21 protein-coding genes and 1 pseudogene are annotated in these 24,245 nt (G+C 44.0%); 14 read left to right on the top strand and 8 right to left on the bottom strand.

What is annotated here, in order from left to right; translation table 11 throughout:
- The first annotated feature begins 20 nt into the window (after positions 1 to 20).
- The 3 genes from HJG39_RS02395 to HJG39_RS02385 are packed head-to-tail and all read left to right on the top strand — an operon-like array spanning position 21 to position 2,866.
- Positions 21 to 854 carry a thymidylate synthase gene (locus HJG39_RS02395; protein WP_268406384.1) on the top strand — a complete coding sequence of 278 codons (834 nt, stop codon included), beginning with the start codon at positions 21 to 23 and terminating at the stop codon, positions 852 to 854.
- 51 nt (positions 855 to 905) lie between these two features.
- Positions 906 to 1,910 carry a response regulator gene (locus tag HJG39_RS02390; protein WP_268406382.1) on the top strand — a complete coding sequence of 335 codons (1,005 nt, stop codon included), beginning with the start codon at positions 906 to 908 and terminating at the stop codon, positions 1,908 to 1,910.
- 2 nt (positions 1,911 to 1,912) lie between these two features.
- Positions 1,913 to 2,866 (top strand): sensor domain-containing diguanylate cyclase, encoded by a 954-nt coding sequence (locus HJG39_RS02385; protein ID WP_268406381.1) that lies wholly within the window; start codon positions 1,913 to 1,915, stop codon positions 2,864 to 2,866.
- A 28-nt stretch (positions 2,867 to 2,894) separates the two neighbouring features.
- Here the strand turns inward: HJG39_RS02385 and HJG39_RS02380 are convergent, their stop codons facing one another.
- The 5 genes from HJG39_RS02380 to rapA form a co-directional block, all read right to left on the bottom strand.
- Entirely contained in the window at positions 2,895 to 4,253 is a 1,359-nt protein-coding gene (locus HJG39_RS02380; RefSeq protein ID WP_268406378.1) for an AmpG family muropeptide MFS transporter, read from the bottom strand.
- 114 nt (positions 4,254 to 4,367) lie between these two features.
- Positions 4,368 to 4,724, bottom strand: coding sequence for a hypothetical protein (locus HJG39_RS02375; protein ID WP_326849235.1), 357 nt, complete (start codon positions 4,722 to 4,724; stop codon positions 4,368 to 4,370).
- A gap of 143 nt (positions 4,725 to 4,867) precedes the next feature.
- A complete protein-coding gene (locus HJG39_RS02370; protein WP_268406376.1) occupies positions 4,868 to 5,899 on the bottom strand; it encodes a DUF3530 family protein in 1,032 nt (343 codons plus the stop codon).
- A 259-nt stretch (positions 5,900 to 6,158) separates the two neighbouring features.
- A complete protein-coding gene (locus HJG39_RS02365; protein ID WP_268406372.1) occupies positions 6,159 to 6,815 on the bottom strand; it encodes a pseudouridine synthase in 657 nt (218 codons plus the stop codon).
- 18 nt (positions 6,816 to 6,833) lie between these two features.
- Positions 6,834 to 9,701, bottom strand: a complete 2,868-nt coding sequence (rapA, locus tag HJG39_RS02360) for an RNA polymerase-associated protein RapA (protein ID WP_268406369.1) — start codon at positions 9,699 to 9,701, stop codon at positions 6,834 to 6,836.
- Between the two features lie 222 nt (positions 9,702 to 9,923).
- Between rapA and HJG39_RS02355 the strand changes: the two genes are divergently transcribed.
- A complete protein-coding gene (locus tag HJG39_RS02355; protein WP_268406366.1) occupies positions 9,924 to 11,321 on the top strand; it encodes a PhoH family protein in 1,398 nt (465 codons plus the stop codon).
- Positions 11,322 to 11,354: 33 nt separating this feature from the next.
- On the opposite strand, the gene HJG39_RS02350 is transcribed toward HJG39_RS02355, so the two are convergent.
- Positions 11,355 to 11,537 carry a hypothetical protein gene (locus tag HJG39_RS02350; RefSeq protein ID WP_268406365.1) on the bottom strand — a complete coding sequence of 61 codons (183 nt, stop codon included), beginning with the start codon at positions 11,535 to 11,537 and terminating at the stop codon, positions 11,355 to 11,357.
- Positions 11,538 to 11,730: 193 nt separating this feature from the next.
- Here HJG39_RS02350 and HJG39_RS19390 point away from each other — a divergent pair.
- The 3 genes and pseudogenes from HJG39_RS19390 to HJG39_RS02340 form a co-directional block, all read left to right on the top strand.
- A pseudogene (locus HJG39_RS19390) lies at positions 11,731 to 11,829 on the top strand (PhoH family protein); the annotation flags it as partial.
- 179 nt (positions 11,830 to 12,008) lie between these two features.
- Complete coding sequence (locus tag HJG39_RS02345; RefSeq protein WP_268406361.1) at positions 12,009 to 12,929, top strand: diguanylate cyclase domain-containing protein; 921 nt, start codon at positions 12,009 to 12,011, stop codon at positions 12,927 to 12,929.
- Positions 12,930 to 13,148: 219 nt separating this feature from the next.
- Entirely contained in the window at positions 13,149 to 13,724 is a 576-nt protein-coding gene (locus HJG39_RS02340) for a YdeI/OmpD-associated family protein (RefSeq protein WP_268407068.1), read from the top strand.
- A gap of 28 nt (positions 13,725 to 13,752) precedes the next feature.
- On the opposite strand, the gene HJG39_RS02335 is transcribed toward HJG39_RS02340, so the two are convergent.
- Both HJG39_RS02335 and glpK read right to left on the bottom strand, forming a co-directional pair.
- Complete coding sequence (locus tag HJG39_RS02335) at positions 13,753 to 14,694, bottom strand: hypothetical protein (RefSeq protein WP_268406358.1); 942 nt, start codon at positions 14,692 to 14,694, stop codon at positions 13,753 to 13,755.
- A gap of 263 nt (positions 14,695 to 14,957) precedes the next feature.
- Complete coding sequence (gene glpK, locus HJG39_RS02330; protein ID WP_268406357.1) at positions 14,958 to 16,454, bottom strand: glycerol kinase GlpK; 1,497 nt, start codon at positions 16,452 to 16,454, stop codon at positions 14,958 to 14,960.
- A gap of 331 nt (positions 16,455 to 16,785) precedes the next feature.
- Between glpK and mraZ the strand changes: the two genes are divergently transcribed.
- The 7 genes from mraZ to mraY are packed head-to-tail and all read left to right on the top strand — an operon-like array spanning position 16,786 to position 24,240.
- Entirely contained in the window at positions 16,786 to 17,244 is a 459-nt protein-coding gene (gene mraZ, locus HJG39_RS02325; RefSeq protein ID WP_268406354.1) for a division/cell wall cluster transcriptional repressor MraZ, read from the top strand.
- Entirely contained in the window at positions 17,241 to 18,179 is a 939-nt protein-coding gene (rsmH, locus tag HJG39_RS02320) for a 16S rRNA (cytosine(1402)-N(4))-methyltransferase RsmH (protein ID WP_268406352.1), read from the top strand. Before mraZ ends, rsmH begins: the two co-directional genes overlap by 4 nt.
- The gene (ftsL, locus tag HJG39_RS02315; protein ID WP_268406349.1) at positions 18,176 to 18,499 is read left to right on the top strand and encodes a cell division protein FtsL; all 324 of its coding nucleotides are present in this window, start codon (positions 18,176 to 18,178) and stop codon (positions 18,497 to 18,499) included. The genes rsmH and ftsL overlap by 4 nt, the downstream gene beginning before the upstream one ends.
- Positions 18,500 to 20,254 carry a peptidoglycan D,D-transpeptidase FtsI family protein gene (locus HJG39_RS02310; protein ID WP_268406347.1) on the top strand — a complete coding sequence of 585 codons (1,755 nt, stop codon included), beginning with the start codon at positions 18,500 to 18,502 and terminating at the stop codon, positions 20,252 to 20,254. It abuts the gene before it with no gap.
- Complete coding sequence (gene murE, locus HJG39_RS02305) at positions 20,244 to 21,770, top strand: UDP-N-acetylmuramoyl-L-alanyl-D-glutamate--2,6-diaminopimelate ligase (RefSeq protein ID WP_268406345.1); 1,527 nt, start codon at positions 20,244 to 20,246, stop codon at positions 21,768 to 21,770. The genes HJG39_RS02310 and murE overlap by 11 nt, the downstream gene beginning before the upstream one ends.
- On the top strand, positions 21,767 to 23,164 hold the full coding sequence (locus HJG39_RS02300; RefSeq protein WP_268406344.1) for a UDP-N-acetylmuramoyl-tripeptide--D-alanyl-D-alanine ligase: 1,398 nt from the start codon (positions 21,767 to 21,769) through the stop codon (positions 23,162 to 23,164). The genes murE and HJG39_RS02300 overlap by 4 nt, the downstream gene beginning before the upstream one ends.
- On the top strand, positions 23,158 to 24,240 hold the full coding sequence (gene mraY, locus HJG39_RS02295) for a phospho-N-acetylmuramoyl-pentapeptide-transferase (protein WP_268406343.1): 1,083 nt from the start codon (positions 23,158 to 23,160) through the stop codon (positions 24,238 to 24,240). Before HJG39_RS02300 ends, mraY begins: the two co-directional genes overlap by 7 nt.
- Positions 24,241 to 24,245: the final 5 nt, after the last annotated feature.

Here is a 24,245-nt window from a genome sequence, read left to right as displayed (position 1 = left end):
AATAAAGATAGAATACATTCATGAAACAGTATCTCGAATTAATGCGTCACATTAAGGAAAACGGCACAAGGAAGGACGATAGAACAGGTACCGGTACCCTGAGTATTTTTGGGTATCAAATGCGCTTTGACTTACAAGAAGGGTTTCCTTTAGTAACGACAAAGAAATGTCACCTTCGGTCAATTATTCACGAGCTTTTGTGGTTTTTGAAGGGAGAAACAAATGTCGCATACTTAAACGAAAATGGTGTCAGTATTTGGGATGAATGGGCGACTGATGGGGGCGAGTTAGGGCCGGTTTATGGTAAACAATGGCGTAGCTGGGAATCACCCGATGGTGAATCTATTGACCAGATAGCACAAGTGATTGCGGAGATAAAATCTAACCCAGATTCGCGTCGGTTATTGGTCAGTGCTTGGAATCCTGCTGTGCTCCCAGATGCTAAATTAAGCCCAAAAGAAAATGCAGCCCAAAATCGTCAAGCACTCCCTCCTTGTCATACGATGTTTCAGTTTTACGTAATAGATGGTAAATTGTCCTGTCAGTTGTATCAGCGAAGTGGTGATGTGTTTTTAGGTGTGCCATTTAATATTGCCAGTTACGCCTTGTTAACCATGATGATTGCGCAGGTTTGTGAACTGGAGGTAGGCGATTTTATTCATACACTTGGTGATGCTCATTTGTATGTAAATCATTTAGAACAAGTTGATTTACAATTAACTCGTGAGCCTTATACAAAACCCAAAATGCATATTAATCCAGACATCAAGGATATTTTTAGTTTCAAATTTGATGACTTTGAACTAACGAATTATCAATGTCATCCACACATCAAAGCACCTGTAGCGATATAACATGTTGAGGTGTGAAGCCGTAGGTGAAAAATGGGTAGTAAACAGTAAACAATGACAATCTCGGTACTGATTTGCGACGATTCTAAGTTTGCCAGAAGCCAAATGGCACGTTCTATTCCTAGAGGCTGGGACGTTGAACTGAGCTATGCGGAAAATGGGCAAGAGGCACTTGATCTTATTGCTAAGGGAAAAGGTGAAGTGCTTTTTCTCGATCTCAATATGCCTGTACTGGATGGCTACGAGACCATGTTACGTATTCAGCAAGATGAGTTGCCCTCTATGGTGATCGTGGTTTCTGGGGATGTGCAAGAAGAAGCTCGTACTAGGATGATGAAGATGGGCGCGCTTGATTTCATTCAAAAGCCCATCGACAAAGATAAACTGTTTGTTATTTTGAAGCAGTACGGTTTGTATTCTGGTGATATTGGCGATGACTTACCCGCCCTAAAAAAGCCCGCCGACCTGAGTGAACGTCTTGATGCTTATCGTGAAATGGCCAATGTTGCCATGGGTCGAGCAGGTGAAAAGCTTGCCAAACTGCTTGGTGTCTTTGTTAATTTACCTATTCCAAATGTAAATGAAATTGCCTCAACAGAATTGCATATGGCTATTGCCGAGGTTCAGGAAAAAGAATCTATTTCTGCAATTTCTCAGGGGTTTGTGAGTCCGGGCATTAATGGAGAAGCTTTGCTGATTTTCGATGATGCTAATGTCAAGAGCATGGCGCGCTTATTGAAATACAGCGAAGTGAATTTAAATGCGGAACTCGAACTAGAGGTTTTAATGGATATTGCCAACATTCTGGTTGGTGCGTGTTTAACAGCTCTATCTGAGCAAATTCACGTTAAATTAAATATTAATCATCCCATCGTGTTGGGGCGTCATACCGATTTAAAACAACTATTGAGTAACAATGTCAGTCGTTGGAATAAAATAACGGCGATTGAGATTGCCTACGCGATAGAAAACTCGGATGTGAGTTTTGATTTGATGCTGTTGTTCCCTGATACGTCAATGGAGAACATTTTAGAAAGACTGGTTAGCGTGGTGGAATGATTGTGTCGAAACGAGCTGAACTAGAAGACATTCATTTAAAACATGATTTATTAGGTTCCATCGAAGTTGGGATTTTAATTCTGGATAGAAAATTCCATGTCCAACTTTGGAATCAATTCATGGAGAACCACAGTGGGTTAACGCCAAACGCAGTGCGTGATAAATGCTTGTTCGACTTATTTGAGGAAATAGACAGAGATTGGTTTACCAAAAAATGTGATCCTGTTTTTGCGTTACGGAGCCCCGCTTTTATTATTTGGGAGCAGCGCCCTTACGTTTTTAAATTTAATGCGTATCGTCCTATTACCTCGCAAAGCCCACATATGTACCAGAATGTGACTATTTTCCCGTTAACCTCCTTGTCTGGTGAGGTCGAGCAAATTTGCGTGGTGATTTACGATGTCACCCTTGAAGCGGTGAGCAAACAGCGCTTTTTATCGGTAAATACCCAACTGCAAAAAATGAGTCGAACAGATGGATTAACAGGCTTATATAATCGCTTTTACTGGGAGGAAATGTGTGAGCTGGAATTTAAGCGAGCCAAGCGTACCGAGCAGTTTTCCTCTTTGATTATCTTGGATATTGATCATTTTAAAAATATTAATGATACATATGGACATCCTGCGGGTGATCTGGTGATTAAAACGATGGCGAAAATTATTAAAACGGCCATCAGAGAAACAGATGTGGCCGGGCGCTATGGAGGAGAGGAATATACCATCATATTGCCGAATACAGAGGCTAAGAGCGCCAAAATGGTTGCGGAAAGGATAAGAAGGCTAACGGAAGCCTTCCCTGTAGAATATGAAGGCATCGAGATTAACTTTACTATTAGTTTAGGGATTTCCATGTTGGATATGTCTTACGACAATTACACAACATGGATAGAGCGTGCCGATAAAGGTTTATATGAAGCTAAAGAGCGTGGACGTAATCGAACGGTGATGTCCAAGTAATTCAAAATGGATGAGGTTATCGACGCGATTATCGTTGTTCTAGCGCCTCAACATGGTGTTTTATCCGCCACAAAAAGACCAGCCCCGGAGTCACCATTACAGAGGTGATGATAAAGAACAGCACCCAGTTTCCATCCATTCCATCCACAATAAAGCCGCTAGCGGAAGCAAGTACCGTTCTTCCCAATACTCCAAGCGAGGCCATTAAGGCGTACTGCGTTGCTGAAAAGGCTTTGTTACACATGAGTGAGATGAAGGCGACCATCGCAACTGAAGACCATGCTGTGGTGAAGCCATCCACGAAAATAGTAGCGATAAATAGCGGAATATTCGGCCCTGTCATGGCAATGGCTGCGAACATTAGGTTGCTAGATGCCATTGCGATACCGCTTATCATTAGTCCACGATAAATGCCGTAACGGATGTTAACCAGCCCACCAATACCCGCAAATAGAATCGTCACCCACCAATTGAACAATTTTGAATAGGTGCCAATATCGGTATTGGAAAAGCCGACTTCTTTGTAGAACACAATCGACATTCGGCCGAGAAAGGCTTCCCCCATTTTAAATAGAAAAATGAAGAGTAAAACGGAGAGTGCGAATTTAGTACCGTTTCTGGAGAAAAATTCTCTAAAGGGCTCAAACAGCGTCACCATTAACCAATTCGAGATTTGATGTTTAATGCTGTGTTTGTTACCTGTTATAAAGTGAGCATTGTAATAGCGTGAAGCGGACTGAACAGCGCTGTCTCTGTCAATGTTAGGCTCTTTTGCGAGCAATACCGGTATACCGAGCAATAGCATGATACCGCCTAAAATGAGGTAAATATCGCTCCATTGCCAATTTGGCAAGTCGGCAATGAAAAAGGGAATAGCTCCCAACCCACCATAACCTGTCCACCAACCCGCAGTTGCAGCAGCGGAAGCCGCAGACATGGTTTCGCGGCCGCCTGATGGGATGCTATCAATGCGGAAAGCGTCAATAGCAATATCCTGAGTAGCTGAAAAAATCGCAATAAATAAACCAAACAAGGCGATAAAGAATAAATCTTGTTGGACGTTGAAAGTGGACATAATTAGGCAGCATAGTGCGATGGCGAGTTGCATGGAGTAAACCCAACCTCTGCGCAGCCCAAGACGTTTTATCCCCATCAATGGTGTGCGGTATCTATCCAGCAAAGGCGACCATAAAAAGTTGACAGAATAAGCGCCAAAAATCACACCAAATAAGCCGATAGCTGAACGAGTTAGATCCTCTTCTTTAAGCCATGCAGTTAAAGCTGAGCCTATCATGACCCAAGGAAATCCACTGGATATACCGAATAAAAAGATGCTAAGGACGCGTTTGTCCTTGTAATGGGAGAACTGTTGAATGAATTGGCTCAATGCAGGTTAACTTCGTGATTTTTTTGCTATTTGATCACGGTTACGTTGGGAATGCAATGTTCAGGTTATATTGTTAGGGAAGGGGAGGGTGTTTCTCGTAATTTGTTGGAAAGGTTATGGGCGAACACCAACACAATCTAATGGACAAACTTGTTCACCCTCAAGAAACTTCACGCAGGTTAGTAACTCCAAGCGTAAAAATTGATCCTCGCGTAATTTCTCCTCAGACCAAAAGTGTAACTGATGCAATAAATGCCAGAAAACGCGTTCCTTTTGAGACTCAGGTTCATGAGAATGCGTTTCAATTTGCACCCACTCCTCCATCGTATCCCAGAAATATAAGTTCACTTCATTATAGGGAATACGTTCGTCCCAAAATGCTCGTACGTAGTACACCAGCTGATTGGATTTTGACTCGATAAAGCTTTCAACCGTTACCATTTGAGCAGTACTGTTCGTGTCGTTATTCAATGAGTATAGCCTCTATTAACCCGATATTCTTTGCCATCAAAGAACAAAGAAGTATCTAATTGAAATTAAGTATTATTTTTAACACCTAATATCTTATATATTGTTACTTACCTAAAAATACTGCCCTATAACGTTAGTCCCCACTACCAACCCATATGAGTCAACCAACCGTAAATTTCTTTCGCAACATACAAAAATTGTTGCTTGTCGTATGGTTGACCAACTATTTCTCGCTGCCGGTAGTGTAGCTTCAAAGCTTTCTCAGCTTCGATGACACGTTGAGGAGCGGTTTTTTTGATCCAAGCGTTATCCCACGAGTTATATATATCTAATACGGGAGCCGGAACTCGGGCTAGCCATTTAGGTAACTGTTTGTTGTAGCGGTAATCAGGCCAGTAAGGGCTAATTGCCACAAGAGCATCGGGTTGTGAAATTGTTTGTTCAGCATAAATCTTGGATAACCAAGCTGCGGAAGTTCCCTGGGCAACCACTAAAAAAAAGCCTGGGTAGTTATTACTTACTTCTACCACACGTTCCATCAATTCTGTCATATGCGATTCATGGGTCGTGAAATCCGAATCAGGAATTTGTTCTCTGTCTTCGAATGGAAAAGGCTGTTTTGTTGTTGCCTTATCTTCTAATGTAGGAGGTATTTTCTCAGGGTTCAAGTTTTTACCCTTTATGGGTTCAAAGGCGAAGGTTGGGGCAGGTAAAAGTACCGTCACCCAGCCTGTGGCATTTAATGGTTTTACCAGTTCCGCTAAGGCGTGCCGGCTTAAACTGTTAGTGCCGGTTTCTGCCACAATCACCGCAACTCCTTTGGTGAGGGCGGTATGTGACTCACTAATTACCAATAGTTGCTCAACGCCATTTATTTCGAATTTACGGTAGTGGTCAGCATCCATGTAACGCTTAATGTCGTTATTTTGCTGTTTGGCCAATTCAATCACGCTAGGAGGGGGCAAATCTAACCTTGGGTTACGTTGACTTAAATCCTCTGTTGGCGAGGTGGAAGTTGCATCTGATGTGGCATTGGGAGGCGAGCTAGATTCGGTACTTGAGGCACTACTCGTATCTTGCTCAGTTTGCGTATCTTCGGCTTCTTGCGCGAAAGCAACACTGCTCAACAACAGTCCAAAAATGAGGCAAATTGTGAGGTGAAATGGCGTATTCAAGTTAGGTTTATCCAATGTCGAAGTGTATAAAGTATATCGGATAATTATGGTCTCGCTTTAATTTCCAATTTTATAAATTGACGCAGATCAGATTTAAATCAGGTAGATAAGTTGGTCGAATCGCACCGTTAAAAAGTGCGTCTAAATAGCGGTATTTAATTGTCAGTCACCCATAAAGATTTATCGCACATTCGCCATGTAGGCTCCTCATTTTCTACAGGTAACGGGGAGTTTGGAACAGGTAAGTTAGAAAGCGCCCCTAGAAAGGGCTATCAGAAAGGAAGTGCATATCGGCTTGTGTTACAGGGTGTTGAAAATGCAACTCGCAAGCATGAAGTTGAAGCCGTGGTGCTGCGGCAAGCGCCTGTTCATGAGCATACAAACGGTCCCCAAGAATAGGATGGCCCATACTCAGCATGTGTACGCGTAATTGGTGTGAGCGTCCGGTAACGGGTTTTAAGTCGACCACACTAGAATGGGCATCTTGCGACAGTAAAGACCAATGTGTGGTTGCAGGTTTGCCTTTTTCCATATCGACCATTTGCTTCGGACGGTTAGGCCAGTCGCAAATTAATGGCAGTGAAATGGTGCCAGATTCACTTTCAGGATGACCCCAAATTCGTGCTCGGTAGCGCTTTTGTACAGTGCGCTTTTCGAATTGTTTTGCAATGGCACCTTGGTTGGCTTTGCCAAATCCCATTACCAGCAAGCCAGATGTTGCCATATCTAAACGATGAATAATTCGGGCCTCTGGAAAGACCCGAGTTGCTCTTAGTTGCACGCTGTCCCTATGCTCCAGAGCTTTTCCCGGAACGGTCAGCAAGCCGCTCGGTTTATCTAGTACCAAAATACAATCATCTTGATACAGAATATTCAGATAAGGTCGAGTGGGTGGCGCATAATGCAGCAGTGCCATAGGGTAATTGCCTTAATGTTATGGATTATTAACGACTAAGCGAACGGCTTCCAAGCGCAGCTTGGCGTTGGAAATCGCGCTCAGTAATCCAGCCTTTTGTTGTTCAATAAAGGTAATTTCCTCTTCTCGAACAGACGGGTTCACTTTGCGTAACGCTTTGAGTCTGGCAATTTCATCATCAAGCAAAGTTTGCACGTTAGTTGTGGTTTGTTTCATGACTTCTGCGCTTTGTTTTTCACCTAGCACATTGGCTACGTCTAACACCTTTTTAACGTGTGGCTCAAGTGCCTTGCTTAGCTGATTCCCCATTTTCTTCTTAACCCGCTTCATTTCGCCAAAGTCGATGTCGATGGGCTGCGCTTTGGCATCCAATCTCACCATGAAAGGCGTAGGTGGGAAGAAGCGTTGCAGTTGTAATGATTTGTCGGCGTGACCGGTAAGCACAAATAAGCATTCTACCCAGAAGTATCCCGCGGGTTTGGCTTTGTCACTAAACAAGCTAATGGCGCTCTTTCCATGGTTTTCCGACAATAGCAAATCCATAGCGTTGTTGACTAATGGATGATCCCAGCTTAAGTAGTGAATATGTTCCAATTGGGTGGCGGTATCACGTTCATAAGTGACGGTCATTCCTTCTTCGTTCCAACCCGGAAGTTGCGTGATCATGCTTTCGGTTTGTTGCAGTAAATAAGTGCCTTCGTCATGATCTTCTTGGGCAATACCAATGGCGTCGAATAATCGACCCATGAACTTTTCCAGATAGGGGGATTCGTCGTTATCAACCAAGCCGTCAATGAAACCGTCTATCTTACCTGCACCTGATGAGTTCATTTCTAGCAGTTTGTCACGGCCTTGTTCAAGTTTTTCCAACATTGCTAGGTGCTGATTTTTGGTGCTTTGAATGAGGGCTTCGATTGCGGCGTTATCATTGGGCTGGCGTAAACATTCACCTAATGATTCACGGATATTCTCGTAAATGACGCCACCTGTTGGGCAGGTGTGTTCAAAAGCATTTAACGCTTGGTGATACCAGTTAAACATCACTTCTTGAGCGGAGCCTTCAAAATACGGAATGTGTAAATGAATATCGGAATTTTGTCCGATACGATCCAAACGACCAATGCGTTGTTCTAACAAGTCAGGAACAAGTGGTAAGTCGAACAGCACTAAATGGTGTGCGAATTGGAAGTTACGACCTTCACTGCCAATCTCGCTACAAATAAGCACTTGCGCACCTTCTTCGGTTTGTGCGAAGTAGTTAGCGGCTTTGTCGCGATCCACAATGCTCATGTGTTCGTGAAATACCGCTGCGCGAGTGCCCGATTTTGTGCGAATCGCTTCTGCCAATGCTAATGCGGTGCTGGCTTTTGCACAGATGGTAAGGACTTTTTCACCTTGGAGGGATTGTAGGTGCTCAACTAACCAATTGACGCGCGGATCTTGTTCCATCCACTGTGCAACAACTAAGTTGGTTTTTTCCGGTGCTAAGCGTTTACGTAGTCCCGCTTCTGGGTGAGTGTCTTCCTGCTGCGCTTGTTCCGCATAAGCGTCAGGCATGACGAGCGGATAGCTATGCATGATGCGTTTTGGGAAACCTGAAATATTATTTCGGCTGTTACGGAACAATAAGCGACTCGTACCGTGGCGGTCTAATAAGTTATCAATAAGTTTTTGTGTTTGTTCAGCAGTGATATCTTGTTTTAGATAATCTAAAGATTCTCCATCAGCAAACTGTTCAATTGCTGTAATGTGATGTGCTTCAATGCTATTTACTTGCGACTCGCCAGAAGCAATGGCAACAAGCGGATGTATGGCTTGTGCTAAGTTTGCATATTGCTGCTCTTCTTCCACAAATTTTTGGTAATCGTGGAAGCGATTTGGGTCGAGCAAGCGTAAGCGGGCAAAGTGGCTTTCATGCCCCAACTGATCAGGCGTTGCTGTCAGTAATAATACGCCTTTTGTTTGTTGCGACAACGCTTCAACGACTTGGTATTCTTCCGAAGCGTGCTCCGAACTCCAGCGTAAATGATGAGCTTCGTCGACAATCATTAAGTCCCATGCAGCTTGCGTCGCCAGTTTACGGTATTTTTCATTTTCGGTTAGAAAGTCGAGGCTACAAAGTACAAGCTGCTCAGTTTCAAACGGGTTGCCGTTATCTTCTTCGATATTTTGGCAACGTTCTTCGTCGAAAATAGAAAAGCTTAAGTTGACTCTGCGTAGCATTTCAACAAGCCATTGATGCACCAAGCTGGAAGGCACGATAATTAGCACACGATGCGCGCGCCCAGTGAGTAATTGCTGGTGGATAATCAACGCGGCTTCAATGGTTTTACCTAAACCCACTTCATCGGCAAGTAAAACGCGCGGTGCATAGCGTTGGCCTACTTCTTTGGCAATATGGATTTGGTGCTTAATTAAACTGACGCGCGCGCCCACAAAGCCTAAATTAGGGGACGTGAGGTGATTATGCTGGTTTAGCAGACTTTGTTTTCTTAATTCGAACCAACGCGGCCCGTCGAACTGACTATTAAATAGGCGTTGAATCGGGTCGTTAAGTTGGTAATCGTGAGCCAAGAACGTTTCTTTGATTAACACATCTTCACCAGTATCGGTGCGAGTGCCTGTGTAACTTAACATGCCATCTTCATTGTGAACTTGTTTCACTTTGAAATGCCAGCCTTCATGATGCTCAACTGTTTCGCCCTCTTCAAAGGCTATGCGGGTTAATGGCGCATCTTTTAAGGCGTAGTTACGGCTTTCTCCTGTTGCAGGAAAAAGTAGAGAGATGATTCGGTCTGTTACGGTAATAACCGTGCCTAATCCCAATTCCATTTCCGCTGTGCTTAGCCATCTTTGGCCGGCGGCAAATTGTGGTTGTTGACTCATTGATACTTAACTTGTCTCTGTCGGTACGAAAAAACGTGAGATTCTACAATAATATCTTTGTTGGCCCCAACTCATTATCAGAAATTTATTATAGGTTTCTATTGATAGGGGGAACAAAACAGATGATCGATTGTAAAAAGTGTTTTAATGTGATCATTCAGGCTTACCAAGCCGAACGATAACTATTGAAAACAGTCTGGTAATTCATTAGCGGAGTAGCGGATGCCAAAAGATGCGAAACCCAGTACGAAATTATACGTTTTAGATACCAATATTCTCCTCCACGAGCCTCTAGCCTTTTTATCATTCAAAGAACATGACGTTGTTATTCCTATGACCGTATTGGAGGAATTGGATTACATTAAAGACAGCAAGAAAGACGTGGCCCGCGATGCACGAGTGTCTATTCGCTCCATGGAAGATATTTTGCACAATGCAACACCGGAAGAAATGATTGAAGGTGTAAGTTTGCAAGGGAGTACCGCTGGAGAAGCTGCACCAACTGGTCATTTATCTATTTTTGCCGACCAAAACCTTGAAGATGAGCATCGAGTCTTCACTTCTAACGAGAACGACAACAACATAATTTGCGCGGCCTTGTACTTGCAAAAAACACAAACGCCTAGGCAGGTTGTGCTTGTTACGAAAGACATCAATATGCGCTTAAAAGCAAAAGGCGCGGGTCTTGCTCATGTTGAAGATTATCGTACTGATCAGCTCATTAATGATATTAAATTCTTGTTCAAAGGGTTTTACCGTTTTGAAGGGAATTTTTGGGATGCCGTTAAAAATGTAGAGAGCCGCACAGAAGGGCGCGATACCATTCACACCATTGAGCGCAATGTATTACCAGAAGCGTATGTTAATGAGTTTATACTGGACGATGGTAACGAATTTGCAGGGTTAGTTGAGTCGATTACCGAAGACAAAATTGAGTTGCTTGATATGGGATATGAGCGCTTGATGGGAAAATCCGCGTGGGGTATTTCGCCGAAGAATATCGGTCAGGCAATGGCTTTACATGCCTTATTGGACCCTCATATTGATTTGGTGATTTTAACGGGTCCTGCTGGAAGTGGTAAAACCTTGCTGGCACTTGCCGCAGCTCTGGAGATGGTCGTTGAAAAGAATATGTACGATAAAATTATCGTAACTCGAAGCACACCAGAAATTGCAGAATCCATTGGTTTCCTACCCGGCACAGAAGAAGAAAAAATGGCACCTTGGCTTGCAGCTATTACCGATTCTTTGGAAGTGCTACATAAAAATGATGAAAATGTGCATGGCTCCATGAGTTACATTATGGAAAAAGCCAATATCCAGTTTAAATCAGTTAACTTTATGCGTGGTCGAAGTATTCAAAATGCCATTGTTATTTTGGATGAGTCACAGAACTTAACAGCTTCTCAGCTAAAAACTATCATTACGCGCTGTGGTGAAGGAACGAAACTGATTTGTGGTGGTAACTTGGCGCAAATCGATAGCAATTATTTATCCGCAGTAACGTCTGGCTTAACCTACTTGGTTGAGAAGTTTAAAAACTTCTCTGGTAGTGCAACGGTTAACCTAGACGGTGTTGTGCGCAGCCGTTTGGCTGAGTTTGCTGAGCAACATCTCTAATAGCAACAAAGTATTGAATAAAACGGACGATACTCACTGGAGTCTTTCGAAAGTTCGTGTCATCAATGAAAGAGGAATAACCCACTTAAGCGCAGCCAGTCGTTTAGTTGCGACTGGCTGCCGAATAGGGGGAACATTCCACTTATCGGCCAATTCAGTCAGTGAAGTAATGATGCTTCGGTTATGTTGTTGAACTTGCAATGTCACCGCCTTCATAGGCATCTCCCGATATTTTTATCTTTTCAGTTCCTTACTAAACCCATGTACATAGGTTTATTTAGGGCTTTTCGTCTCTTCGACTCAATTTTCAATCAAGCTGTCACTTCACAAAATTATTAGGGCGTATTGATGGAATAGTCGTAATCTGATAGCCATTGTTTATTTGTAGTGATATCCGGTTGAACCTACTTTAATGGAAAGGTTGAAGAATTTCTCTGGTAGTGCCACGGTCAATTTAGACGGCGTTGTGCGTAGCCGTCTGGCAGAATGTGATGAACAACACCTATAATAGCGATAGGATATTTGAAAGCGTTTTAATAAGGTGGGTTAAAGTGTTACCCCTTGATTTAAGGAAAAAACTTTTCAAACAGTAGCGAAATATCCACTAAAGTCGTTATACTCAGGCGAGTACACGAGTTTAGTGGTTCGTGCTGTGAAGTTGAGGTTAGTACAGAACAAGGTGTAAATGTGGACACTCACTTAAAAAAACCAACAGTATTGATAGTCGATGATGATTACATAAACCGGGAAATGTTGGCTTATGCATTTCAGAGCGATTATAGGGTCATCCTCGCTAGTTCTGGTGAAGAAGCCATCAAAATGGCAGAAGAAGAATTACCAGACACAATTCTGCTTGATATTGTTATGCCCGACATCGACGGTTATGCGGTTTGTCGTGCATTGCGATTAAGTCCTATTACCCAAACCATTCCCATTATTTTTTCGACCAGTAAAACCTCCACTGAAGAAGAAGTTATGGGACTGAATATGGGTGCGTCAGATTACATTACTAAGCCGTTTAATATTCCACTTGTTAAGGCGAGAGTACGCAACCAAGTTTTGCTCAAACAGAAAACCGACTTGCTGTCGCGCTTAGCGAGCTTTGATGCATTAACGAAAATCCCTAATCGTCGATACTTTGATGAGATCTTTGAGCAAGAGTGGCGTCGGGCGTTACGTAACCAATATCCTATTTCGATAGGGTTATTTGACATCGATTTTTTCAAACAGTTTAACGATACCTACGGCCATATCGCTGGTGATGATTGTTTGGTGCAAGTTGCAAGAAAGCTCTCTTCGCAAAACCGCCGGGCAGGTGACTTCGTGGCGCGTTATGGCGGTGAGGAATTTGTATTTGTTTGGCCTCATTGCCCTCCCCAAAAAGCGTATAGTCTTGGTGAGCGTGCGCGACAGGCTATTGAGCGTTTAAATATTAAACACGAAGATTCCGATGTTTCCGATATTCTAACTATCAGTGGCGGCATTGCTTCTGTGACTCCCACTCCAGAAATGGAGCGCGTGGCGTTAATCGAACTCGCCGATAAAATGCTTTATAAAGCAAAGAAATCGGGTAGAAATCAAAGCCAACATGCCGAGCTAGAAGTTTAGACTTCGAATGGTTTTTGTTATTCAATACAAGGCTTTGTCATCCCATCACGTTATCTATCAAGCTAAAAATAGGATTGCCCCCGTTCTTCTTGGTTCTTTCTATTTTACCGCTGTCGCTTCCACTATTACGGCACTGGCTTTTAGATAACTTACGAAAGTGCGAAGACTCGCATTTCTCAGGGAGTCATTGTGTCTATAACCAATAGGGGATCGAGCTTTATGCCTGAAATGGCGCCAGTCAAAGTAATGACGTTTGCAACGCCTAACGATCTTGGTCAGTGGTTACAGATAAATCACAAAACCGAAAGTGAGTTGTGGATAAAGGTCTTCAAGAAAAATACAGGCATTGTTAGCGTAACTTGGGATGATATTGTGATTGAGGCCCTGTGTTGGGGCTGGATTGACGGTATTAAGAAGGCAATCGACGAGCAAGCTTATTTACAAAGAATTACCCCTAGGAAAGCTAAAAGCAGTTGGTCAAAAAGAAACAGAGAACATGCGCAGCGTTTGATAAACGATGGCCGGATGATGAAGGCTGGGTTTGTGCATATTAGTGCAGCCAAAGCTGATGGTCGGTGGGAAAATGCGTATTCGGTAAGTGAAATGGAAGTGCCTCAGGACTTCATCGTGGCGCTGGAGAGCAAGCCGAAGGCGAAAGCATTTTATGAAACGCTCACTAAATCGAATCGCTATGTCATTGCAAATGGATTGCTAAGTGCAAAGAAACCCGAAACCAGACAAAGGCGATTTGAGAAGTTCATGGATATGCTTGCCCGTGAAGAAAAGCCGGCGTGATTCTACGGGAATTAGAAGCGTAATACGCTCAAGGCACCTTTTCATAAGTGAACATGCCGCTATCTATCATGTGCTCAGAGCTTGGTGCCACTTCTCCAGCTACAAACAGAGCGGGGCCTGTTGGTTCCATTAATAAATAGTCTAGACCATCCAAGTTAATAAACTTCTCGTCTTCTCGATGTGGCAGAGCTGCACCCAATAGGGCGTGGTTTGGTAAGTAGATGATGACCATGCTGAGGTTGGGCAAAAGCGAGCGCATTAAAGAAGCTGCTAGCACGGTTTTACTATCACAATCGCCCAAATTGCCTGTAATGACCTGAGCTGGAGGCAAAAAGCCAGAACCATTGCTGGTGAGTCTATCTTCAAGCGGATCATAAGGAATACTTTGTAGCCAGCCGAGTAGTAAGTTGACATAGGCTCTAGTGGAACTGTCCTTTTCTAAGCGATCGTATATGGCTTGTGCGATTGGAAGCAGGAATACTCGGTTGTCTTTCACAAAGCGAATGTGATCAGGCTTAACACCTTGTTGCCCGGTTGGGCTTTGGTATCGATTGTAGTAATTCTCTTGAAGATAAGCATCAAAAGCAGCTTCTTTGGCGGTATGCATGTTGTTGAGCCAAAAGCGCTGTTTTTCCGAGGAATTGGCTTTAACGGAAATATTGATATTGTTGGTGAGCTTCTTGATCTTGATTCGCGCTTCTTTTGGCGATACTTTCATGGCTGCCTTTTGCAAAGCAATATAAATGTAACGTTGGGCAATATCTTGCTTATAAGATTTAATAGTCTGAAATTGGTCGTGAAGGAGTTGTTTATCTATGCTGAACTCAAGCGACTTTTGTGCGTCGTTTGCGTCACGCCACACGTAATGAAATTGGATGTCTTTTTCAGTTTCTTCTCGCGAAAACTGCTCTTGTTCTCCAAAGGCAGAGAACCCAATCGCGATCATAAAGAATGTAATGATCAGTCGCATAATATTAACAGTTTTATTACAGGGGGAGGATATTGTCTACAATTATATCCCCTTACGTGAAATTAGCGGCTTTTAAGTGACTTTCCTGCTCAAATTAGCCTGATGAACTTAAATGACGGTGTTTACTTGCCAATCACCAATAGCGATTTATCGCAAACTCGCCGGAATATTTCCATGCAGGCTTCACAGACGTTTCCCGGCGGTTGAGGGTTTGCTTTAGATTCTTATAGGTGATTAATGGCTCAGAACAGCTACGCAGATGATTACTCAGGAGTGTGAGACAAGGTTGCCTTAATTGCGGACTCCCAGCCGTTGAGTAATGTTTGCCTTAATTCCGATTGCATAGTCGGAGAAAAACGGCGTTCGATTTGGCGTTTTGCCACTAAATCTTGTGTCGACTCATAAATGCCATGCTGCAAGCCTGCCAAGTAGGCTGCACCTAAGGCTGTGGTTTCTTTTACTTGAGGTCGGTTGACTTGGGTATTAAGAATGTCGGTTAAATATTGGCATAACCAATCGTTTGCAATCATGCCCCCATCAACATTTAACGATTTGACGGTCACGCCGTCTTTTTTCATAGCTGTTAATAAGTCATGAGTTTGAAAACAAACGGCTTCTAAAGTTGCTCGGGCAAAATGGGCGGTTTGTGTTGCGCGGGTTAAGCCAAATATTGCTCCTTTTGTTTCTGGCGACCAATAAGGTGCTCCCATACCCGTAAACGCCGGAACTAAGTAAACCCCGTGTTGGTAATCAAGAGATTCCGCGAGTTGACTGGTTTCTTTAGCATTGTTGATAATGCCTAAACCATCACGTAGCCATTGCACTGCTGCGCCAGCAATAAAAATAGACCCTTCCAGAGCATAGTTGATATGTCCTTTGATATTAAAGGCCACAGTTGTGAGCAAATTATTTTGCGATTGAAGTGCTTTGTCGCCAGTGTTAACGAGCATAAAGCAACCTGTTCCGTAGGTACTTTTTATCTCGCCAGCTTCAAAGCAACATTGACCAATACTGGCAGCTTGTTGGTCGCCGGCAACGCCTTGAATAGGAATCGGTTTACCAAATAAAGATGCATCAGTTTCACCAAATTCATCGGTGCAGGCTAGCACTTTTGGCAACATCGGGTCAGGTACATTAAATAACTTAAGTAATTCGGTATCCCACTGTTGCGAGTGAATATTGTATAAGTTGGTGCGACTGGCGTTAGTGATGTCAGTGACATGCGATTTACCTTGCGTGAGGCGCCAAATCAAAAAGGTATCAATGGTGCCAAACAGTAATTCGCCTTTTTCAGCTCGCTGCCTTGCCCCTGCTACATTGTCTAAAATCCAGCTTACTTTGGTTGCAGAGAAATAGGGGTCCAGTAGCAAGCCTGTTTTACGGTTGACTCGATTTGCGTGTCCTTGCTTTTTTAATGCTAGGCATTGGGAGGATGTTCGTCTGTCTTGCCAAACAATTGCGTTATAAATAGGTTTACCTGTTTCGCGATCCCACACGAGAGTTGTTTCTCGCTGATTGGTGATGCCAATCGTCGCCACGTTAAGTTGCATGTTGTGGGCTGTATTGATGGCAGCGCGGGTAACGTTGAGTGTACTTTGCCAAATTTCTTCTGGATCGTGTTCTACCCACCCTGAATGCGGATAATATTGTTTAAATTCTTGCTGTTCGATCGTCAGAATATCGCCATTGGGACTAAATAAGATGGCACGGCTAGACGTGGTGCTTTGGTCGATAGCAAGGATACAAGTGTCGCGATTCATTCTATTTTTCTCTTATCAATTTATATAAAACGTATTGGACTTCATATCTATATCAGCCAAGTCCAGCGTCTTTTCATACCCGTATTTTTACTTACCTAATTGGTTAAAAGCCAGCAAAAACGGGATTCTAAGTAACTTGATGCTTTTTAAACACTTTTATTTTTGCATTTTTAAAAAGTATGTGAAGTCACGGTTTATCGCCGTTTTTTAGCTTGACAGGGGGAGGGGGTGGTTCCTAAACTACATTTTGTGGGTAAAAGTGGCATAAAGTGGATCGTAACTATCGATTTGTGTCGTTTCAAATAAAAACAATAAATTATGGGCTAGGGGAATGTTCCGCGGCGCTAACGCAATCAGTCTGGACTCAAAAGGGCGAGTAACGGTACCGACACGGTATCGCCAACTCTTGCTGGACGATTGTCAGGGACAGCTCGTGTGCACAATCGATATTCAACAACCCTGTTTGCTACTTTACCCACTCCCAGAATGGGAAGAAATTGAGCAAAAGCTCAGTCGTCTTTCCAGTATGAATCCTCATGAACGCCGTCTTCAAAGGCTCTTACTTGGTTATGCAATGGAAGGTGATATGGATAAGAGCGGGCGTTTTTTGCTTTCTGCGCCGTTACGTCAACATGCAAATCTCAACAAAGACATCATGTTGGTGGGGCAATTGAACAAATTTGAAATTTGGTCTGCCGAGGCGTGGAACAAACAAGTTCAAGACGACATCCAAACTGAACTAAGCGCAGGCTTTGAACTTACCGATAACCTTCAGGACTTCTCACTATGACTTCAGGCACTTTTACCCACACATCAGTGCTGCTTAATGAGTCCATTGAAGCGTTACAAATCAATCCTGACGGGGTTTACATTGACGCTACTTTTGGTCGTGGAGGGCATTCGTCTCATATTCTTCAACAACTTTCAGAGCATGGTCGCCTTATTGCACTCGATAGAGACCCAAGCGCCATTGAAGCCGCTCAGCGCTTTGCTGCTGATGCCCGCTTTACGATTCATCATGTGCCGTTTTCCGAACTCGTCGACGTAGTTGAACAAGAGCAATTAGTCGGTCAGGTTGATGGCATTCTGATGGATTTAGGCGTGTCTTCTCCACAACTTGATGATGCCGCCCGAGGTTTCAGCTTTTCCCGTGATGGCAAGTTAGACATGCGCATGGATACCACGCGTGGTGTGAGTGCGGCACAGTGGCTTGCGAGCGCAGACGCGGACGAAATTACACGAGTGATTAAAGAGTATGGTGAGGAGAAGTTTGGCAAGCGAATCGCTCATGCCATCGTGACAACACGAGAAGAGAAGCCTATTGAAACAACATTGCAATTGGCAGAAATCATTGATGCTGCTGTGCCAGTAAAAGATAAATTCAAGCATCCGGCAACACGGAGTTTTCAGGCTATTCGAATTTTTGTTAATGATGAACTGGGCGAAATTGAAACAGCCCTAAATGCCACATTGAAAGCCTTGAAAACCGGCGGCAGATTGGCGGTCATTAGTTTCCATTCATTGGAAGATCGCATCGTAAAACGCTTCATTCGTGAGCAGAGTAAGGGTAAACAAGTGCCTCATGGCTTGCCGATTACCGAAGCTGAATTGGCGGCAACTCGCACATTACAAGCAATTGGCAAAGCGATTAAGCCATCAAAAGATGAATTAGAACAGAACGTAAGAGCAAGAAGTTCGGTACTGAGGGTGGCACAGCGACTATGAGTACCCAACCCCAAACTAACTTCAATTTAGTTCGCATTATTGCAACTGATGTAGCTCGCCATCCAGTGCGAGTTTTGTTGTTTTTAGTGGTTTTAGCAAGTGCGATAGGTGTGATTTTGGCAACACACCATAATCGTCAACTGAGCATTGAAAAAGAACAACTCATGGCTGAGCGTGACCGCTTGGATGTTGAATGGCGCAACTTAGTGCTGGAACAAAGTGCATTAACAGAGCATACGCGTATTGAATCTAGAGTGCAGAAGCAGCTTGGTATGTATCGTCCTACGCCAGTGGAAGAAGTCGTGGTGAGGTTAAAATAAATGGCCGTACAAAAAAAGAAATCACAAGCTAAAGGATTACAAACACCGCGTTTGGTGCAATGGCGCTTTATCACCGTTTTAGTGGGCGTGTGCTTGGTTTTCGTTGGGTTAGCGGTACGTGCGGCTTACATTCAAATTGTGGAACCGGATATGCTGGTGGCACAAGGTGATAATCGTACAATTCGAACCCGTGAACGTCAGGTTCACAGAGGTCTGATTCTAGATCGTAATGGGCAGGAACTCGCTGTTAGTGTGCCAGTAAAAGCGATTTGGGCTGATCCCAAAGTTATTCATGAAAATGACGCATTAAAAGATAAGCGTCGCTGGCGTGCGCTTGCCGAGGTGTTAGGTCAACCCGTCGAAGAAATGCTCGCTTTAGTGCAAAACCCAGAAAGACGCTTTGTGTACGTTCAACGTCAGGTATCGCCTGCGATGGCGAACTATGTGAAGCAATTAAAGATTCCCGGATTGTACTTGCGTAATGAATCGCGTCGCTTTTATCCAACAGGTGAAGTGTCCGCGCATCTCATTGGTTTTACCGATGTTGATGATCGTGGGATTGAAGGCATCGAACGTATCTTTAACGAGCAACTCAGTGGTACGCCAGACCAGCGACGCATTCGTCGAGATGCCAAAGGGCGTCAGGTAGAACTGCTCTCTCAAACCAAAGGGAAAGAGCCGAGCAACATTCAATTAACAATCGACCAACGCATTCAATCATTAGCGTATAGAGAGCTGAAAAAAGGGGTGAAATACCTACAAGCTACATCAGGGTCTGCGATTGTTGCCGATGTGCATTCTGGGGAAATTTTGGCAATGGTGAATAGCCCTTCATTTAACCCCAATAACCGTCAGAACGTGTCTGCTCATCGTATTCGAAACCGCGCCATTACCGACACGTTTGAGCCGGGATCTTCTGTTAAGCCACTTGCAGTAATAGGGGCGTTAGAGTTTGGTTCAGCCGATCAGAAAACGATAATCAATACGAATCCGGGTTGGATGCGGCTTGGTGGCAGTTTAGTTCAGGATTCCCGCAATTATGGGCAAATTGGACTTACACAAATCATTAAAAAATCCAGCAACATGGGGACGTCCAAACTGGCGTTGTCTATCCCGAAAGAACACTTCATTGACCTGTATCACAGCATGGGGCTGGTAGGGGATACAGGGAGCAACATGATAGGGGAAAGTTCAGGCATTTTTCATGACCGTCGTCGTTGGTCCGACTTTGAATTAGCCACACTTTCTTTTGGGTATGGGTTGTCAGTTACAACACTGCAACTGGCACGTATGTATAGCATCTTAGGAAATGGTGGTGTGAAGGTGCCAATGAGCATCATAAAAGATCAACCCATTAGCGAATTCCAAAAAGAGCGTGTGATTTCAGCGGGCACTGCACAAGCGGTTGTTGAGATGATGGAGCATGTTGTTATAGAAGGTGGTACGGGAATTAAAGCCCGCGTTCCCGGGTATCGAGTGGCCGGGAAAACCGGAACGAGTCGTAAAGCGATTGCCGGTGGATACGGCGAGGAATACGTTAACAATTTTGCTGGATTGGCCCCCGTTTCTGATCCGCAGTTAGTTGTTGTGGTGATGATTAATGAGCCAGCCGGTGATCTTTATTATGCGGGCGATACTGCGGCCCCTGTTTTTTCTAAAATTATGTCTGGAGCATTACAAATGCTGAATATTCCCCCTGATGGACGGGATGTATCTTCTATTGCGGCAGTAAGGGGAGCAAATAATGACTCCTAAGTGGCCTGTAAGATTGTTAAGCGATGTGTTAGCTCCTTTCGGTATTGATGCGCCGGCTATTGAAATTGACGACTTAGTTCTCGATTCGCGTCAGGTGGCTATTCATAAAGCATTTTTGGCAGTGAAAGGTCATGAGCTAGACGGACGCGACTTCATTCCTCAAGCGATTAGCTTAGGGGCCAAAGTGATTATTGCCGAGTGTAATGATGCTGCGCAGCATGGCGAGACTGAAATGCGTGAAATGAGCATCATCATTAAGTTTTACGAATTGGCTAAGCAGCTATCCCGATTAGCTGAAGTATTCTTTTCATCGCCATCGGAAGGATTAAAAACATTTGCGGTAACAGGCACCAATGGCAAAACGTCAACAACGCACTTTATTGCACAGTTTGCTCAGCTTCTTGGGGAAACCAGTGCTTTAGTTGGCACCTTAGGCGCAGGCTTATTGGGTGATTTGAAAAAGACACAAAACACCACGCCAGATGCCATTACCATGCACCGTATTTTAGCTGAAGTGAAAGCAGATGGCGCGCAATCTGTGGCATTCGAAGCATCCTCTCATGCCTTGGTTCAAAATCGCATTAAATACTTACAAACCGGTGTTGCAGTATTTACAAATTTGACACGTGACCACCTTGATTATCACGGTGATATGCAAACCTACGCGGCAGCGAAACGTCTTTTGCTCAGACAACCGGGATTACACCATCTTGTACTTAACATTGAAGATGATGAGCACAAAAATTGGGTCGCAAATAAGCCCTCTATGGTTAACGTTATCTATTTCGGTCTTGAGCAGAGTCAGCAACCACGCTCAGAAGAAGCTGCATATTGCTTTGCTAATAATATTCGGTACCACGCTAGTGGGGTGAGCTTTACGTTAAATACTAGCTGGGGTGATGCCGAGGTGACGAGTTGTTTATTGGGCGGTTTCAATATCGCCAATTTGCTCGCAGCGATTGCCTCTCAGTTGGCGTGTGGCGCGAAACTAGCAACATTGGTTGATAGCATTGCCAGCATTCGTCCCGTGCCGGGCCGAATGGAATTATTCAAGCAACAACAAAGCGCTACCTTTGTTGTTGATTACGCTCATACACCGGATGCCTTAGAGAATGTACTTACATCCATTAAAAAACATGTAAGTGGCAAGCTTTGGTGCGTTTTCGGTTGTGGCGGAGAGCGTGACTTAGGTAAACGTCCGTTAATGGGGAAAGTGGCTGAGACCCTTGCTGATCAAATTATTCTGACAAGTGACAATAGTCGAGGCGAAGCGACTCTCAATATTATCAAGGACATTCAAAAAGGAATGACGCTAGAAAGTGCTCAATCGCCAAACGTTCACGTCATCGAATCACGCCAATTGGCGGTAAAAACCGCTCTGGAAAAAGCAGAGATTAATGATGTCGTGGTGCTAGCGGGCAAAGGGCATGAAGATTATCAAATCATTGATGGGCAAAAGAAAGCCTACGATGAACGCGAATACCTACAAACACTTCTATCAGAGGTAAAGCAATGATTCCGGTAACACTCGAGTGGGTTGCAGAAAAAGTTGATGGAAATTTGATGGGAGACAACGTCACCATCGAAAACGTAAGCACGGATACCCGTAAAATTGCTAAAGGTGATTTATTCATCGCGTTATGTGGGCCTAATTTTGATGGGCACCAATTTGTTGAGCAGGCTCGAGAAAAAGGTGCGATAGCGGCTATTGTTGAGAAGCCTATGTCACTTGATATTCCTCAAGTCGTTGTTGAAAACAGCAAGATGGCGTTGGGTAAGCTGGGTGCTGCGGTGAAGGCGGAAGTTAATCCGTTAACTGTTGGTATCACAGGTAGCTGTGGAAAAACGACCGTAAAAGAGATGGTGGCCGCAATATTGTCTGCGCGTGGCAATGTTTTAGCGACAGAAGGCAACTTTAATAATGACGTCGGCGTTCCGCTTACGCTCCTGCGCTTGAATCACACACACGATTTTGCCGTAGTGGAAATGGGAGCTAATCACTTAGGTGAAATTGCTTACACCTGTTCGCTAACCAAGCCCAATGTGAGCACTATTGTGAATGCGGCGGCATCTCACCTAGAAGGTTTTGGATCATTACTGGGGGTTGCTCGGGCAAAAAGTGAAATCTTCAAAGAATTAGAAGTTGGCAGCACCGCGATCTTGAATCAAGACAGCCAGTTTTACGATTTTTGGAAAGGCAAGTCTTCGCATGTTGAACAACAAAGCTTTTCGATGGACAAAGATGCTGACTTTGTTGCCCATGAAATTACGTTAGGGATGGATGGTTGCGCACAATTTGAATTGCAAACTCCCCAAGGAACTATTTGGGTTGACTTAGCGCTTCCGGGTATTCACAACGTCAACAATGCGTTGGCTGCTGCGGCTCTTTCAATGGCCGTTGGCGCCACATTGGAAGACATCAAAATGGGTCTTCAGAACATGGGGCAGATCCAAGGGCGTTTAAATGTGAAGCAGCTAACGGATCAGGTGCGGTTATTAGATGACACCTACAATGCCAATGTTGCTTCAGTGAATGCCGCTATCGATTTATTAGCCAGCTTTTCAGGGCGCCGAATCTTAGTGTTGGGCGACATGGCAGAATTAGGTGATAAAGGTCGTTATTACCATGAGCAAGTTGGTGAACATGCTTTAGAGAGTCGCATTGATGCCATTTATACATTAGGGGTACTTAGCCGTCATTCCAGCGATGTGTATGAGAAAAACGGCAAGCATTTTAACGATATAGATAAATTGGTTGAGCAATTGAATAAAGATTATGCACATGAAAAGTGTGACATCAGTATTTTAGTGAAAGGATCTCGAAGTGCACATATGGAAAATGTGGTAACAGCGTTGGAGGTATCCCCCTTGGGAAAGCTAAAACGCGTTAGGGAGTCGATTGCATGTTAGTTTTGCTTGCTCAGTGGTTAGAGCAATTCGACCCAGGGTTTAACGTTTTTTCCTACGTGACGATGCGGGCGATTCTTAGCACCCTAACGGCGCTGCTTATTGCTATTTTAATGGGACCAAGCGTCATTCGTAAATTGCAAAAAATGCAAATCGGGCAAACGGTTCGAGAAGATGGTCCACAGTCACATTTATCGAAATCGGGCACACCAACTATGGGCGGCGTGTTGATCCTAGGTGCGATACTGGTTAGTGCTTTCCTGTGGACGGACTTGAGCAACCGTTATGTGTGGGCGACCATTGGTGTCATTATCAGTTACGGTATTATTGGTTTTGTTGACGATTACCGTAAAGTGGTGCGTAAAGATCCCAAAGGCTTAATTGCCAAATGGAAATTTTTCTGGCAATCCGTTGTCGCGATTGTTGTGGCTTTTTATCTGTTTGCGTCCAGCCAAGACCCAAAAGAAACCGCGTTACTTGTGCCTTTCTTTAAAGAAGTAATGCCCCAATTAGGGCTATTTTTTGTGGTTGTTTCCTACTTCGTAATTGTTGGTACCAGTAATGCCGTGAATTTAACCGATGGTTTGGACGGCCTCGCCATTGTTCCCACTATTCTAGTTGCAGGAGCGTTTGCCATCTTCGCTTACGTAACAGGCAATGTGAATTTCTCGTCTTACCTGAATATCCCTTATTTGCCGCTTGCCAGTGAACTGGTGGTGGTGTGCACCGCTATTGTCGGTGCTGGGCTTGGATTCTTATGGTTTAACACCTATCCGGCGCAAGTATTTATGGGGGATGTTGGCTCACTCGCGTTAGGTGGTGCGTTAGGCATTATTGCCGTGTTAGTGCGTCAAGAATTGGTACTTGTCATTATGGGCGGCATCTTTGTGGCGGAAGCCCTTTCGGTCATTCTGCAAGTTGGTTCATTTAAATTGCGCGGGCAGCGTATTTTTAGAATGGCACCTATTCACCATCACTACGAATTAAAAGGATGGCCTGAACCTCGCGTGATTGTGCGCTTTTGGATCATTTCCATCATCCTTGTATTGATTGGTTTAGCAACGCTGAAGTTGAGGTAAAGGCA

This window comes from Alteromonas sp. a30 (assembly GCF_026788005.1).
In the GTDB taxonomy this organism is placed as follows: domain Bacteria; phylum Pseudomonadota; class Gammaproteobacteria; order Enterobacterales; family Alteromonadaceae; genus Paraneptunicella.
The sequence above is the reverse complement of the archived record's forward strand: the minus strand, read 5'-3'. Positions and strand labels throughout refer to the sequence as shown.